The sequence below is a fragment of the Streptomyces sp. NPDC054847 genome (genome assembly GCF_053610925.1).
In genome coordinates this window covers 1-2187 of the sequence record NZ_JBSGZJ010000703.1, presented here as the reverse complement: position 1 = coordinate 2187, position 2187 = coordinate 1, and the positions used below count along the sequence as shown (strand labels likewise).

Genomic DNA, 2187 nt, shown 5'->3' with positions numbered 1-2187 from the left:
CTCGTCCTGTCATACGGACGAGGGCTCGACGGTCTCGGGCTGCCGTGCCGGGGACGACGCGTCAGTAGACGCTGACCCCGTAGCGGCTCAGTGCCTCGGTGACCGGCTGGAAGAACGTCGTACCGCCGGTGCTGCAGTTGCCGCTGCCGCCGGAGGTCAGGCCGATCGCCCGGCTGCCGGAGTAGAGCGGCCCGCCGCTGTCGCCCGGCTCCGCGCAGACGTTCGTGCGGATCATCCCGTAGACGATGTCGCCGCCGCCGTAGTTGACCGTGGCGTTGAGGCCCGTCACGGAGCCGCTGTGGGTGCCCGTGGTGGAGCCGCGGCGGGTGACGGACATACCGACGGTGGCGTTGGCCGCACTGGTGATGTCCGTGCCGCCGACGGTGCCGGGGTGGGACAGTGACGTGTTGGAGTAGCGGACGATGCCGTAGTCGTTGCCCGGGAAGCTCGAGCCGGTCGTGGGACCGATGCTCGTGGTACGCGAGGAGTTGGTGTACCAGGTGCCCGCTCCGTCGGTGCAGTGACCGGCGGTGAGGAAGTAGTAGGTGCTGCCGCTGCGGACGTTGAAGCCCAGCGAGCAGCGCCAGCCGGACGCGTAGACCGCGTCGCCGCCGGAGATCAGCTTGGAGAAGGTGCCGGGGGTGCGTTCGATGCGCAGTGCGCCGGCGTTGGTTCCGGCCTCGCGCTTGATCTTCGCTATCTCGGCCCGGGAGACGGTGCTGTCGGCCGTGACGACGAGCGTTCCGGTGGCCTCGTCGACGTGCCAGGCGGTACCGGGGACGTCGGCCTGGAGCACGGCGTCGCCCGCCGCGGTGAGCTGGTGCGCGCTGTAGGTCCGTGTCTCTTCGGCGTTGGCGGTGGGGACGGCCAGGGCCGCGGCGGCTGTCAGGCCGGTGGCGACGGCGAGCAGCCGGGTGCGTCTGGCGGTGGTGGGGGTGCGGGGGGTGGTGCGCTTGGTCCTCACTTGTCGTTCCTCCAGAGGGGAATCAGGGGCCCGCAGTGGGGGTGCCGGGCCCGTGAGGCGCGGCCCTGAGGCCGGCGCTGTGGGGGAGTTTCAAGCCATACGGTCACATGCCGCAAGGGTGCGTTTTCGGCCGTACGGCCTCCCCGCCGCGCAGGGCGGCGGGAGCACGGGGAGGTCAGTAGAGGCTGACCCGGTACTTGGCGAGGGCCTCTGTCACGGGCTGGTAGAACGTCGTGCCGCCCGTGCTGCAGTTGCCGCTGCCGCCGGAGGTGAGGCCGAGGGCCTTGGTCCCGTCGTAGAGCGCGCCGCCGGAGTCGCCGGGCTCGGCGCAGACATTCGTCTGGATCATGCCGCGGACGGTGCCACCGCCGGAGTAGTGGACGGTGACGCCCAGGGCGGTCACGGTGCCGCTGTGGGTGCCGGTGGTGGAGCCGGAGCGCCTGACGGACTCGCCGACGTAGGCGTCGGCGGCGGTGAAGCCACCGGTGTGGCTGAGCGAGGTGTTGTCGTAGCGGACGAGGGCGTAGTCGTTGCCCGGGAAGCTGGACCCGACGGTCGGTCCGATGAGCGTGGACTGCGCGGAGTTGGCGTACCAGGTCGGCACCTCGTCGCCGCAGTGGCCGGCGGTGAGGAAGTAGTACGTACTGCCGCTGCGCACGTTGAAGCCCAGCGAGCAGCGGTATCCGCTTCCGTAGATGGCGTCGCCCGCGCCGAGGAGCGGCTTGAACACTCCGGGCGTGCGCTTGACCGTGATCGCGCCGGCGTCCGCGGCGGCGGCCGAGCGGATCGAGGCGATCTCGGTGTCGGAGACGGTGGAGTCCGCGGTGACGACGACACGGCCGAGTGTCCGGTCGACGTACCATGCGGTGCCCTCCACACCGGCCGCGAGGACTGCGGCATCGGCGCGGGCGAGTTGGGCGACTCCGGCGGGCCCGGGGATCGGGGCTGCCGTGGCGGCGGACGGCACGGCGAAGCCGGCCGCCAGGGTGGCTGCTGCTGTGAGCAGCGTTGCGGTGCGCTTGATCCTCACCGTGCTCCTCCTGGGAAGAGGGAAGAACCCGCGGTAACGGGCCCGTGAGGCGCTGTCAGGATGGCGTGTTCCTGACATGTCACCGCCATCAGGGTCACCACGTTGGGACGCATCACACCGGTGTCCCGCTTCACGATCTCCGTGATGTCGTCGATCTTGTAGCCACGATGGCCGTTGTGCTGCGGATCCCCCA

Annotated in this window: 3 protein-coding genes; all 3 read right to left on the bottom strand. The window is 70.7% G+C overall.

The annotated features are described in order from the left end of the window. Positions 1-61: 61 nt before the first annotated feature. Positions 62-964 (bottom strand): S1 family peptidase, encoded by a 903-nt coding sequence (locus ACWGH4_RS34435; RefSeq protein ID WP_453467764.1) that lies wholly within the window; start codon positions 962-964, stop codon positions 62-64. 175 nt (positions 965-1139) lie between these two features. Next, positions 1140-1994 (bottom strand): S1 family peptidase, encoded by an 855-nt coding sequence (locus tag ACWGH4_RS34430; protein ID WP_453467761.1) that lies wholly within the window; start codon positions 1992-1994, stop codon positions 1140-1142. Continuing rightward, positions 1991-2187: hypothetical protein (locus ACWGH4_RS34425; RefSeq protein WP_453467759.1), on the bottom strand; the 197-nt coding region annotated here is incomplete at its 5' end. The genes ACWGH4_RS34430 and ACWGH4_RS34425, both read right to left, overlap by 4 nt.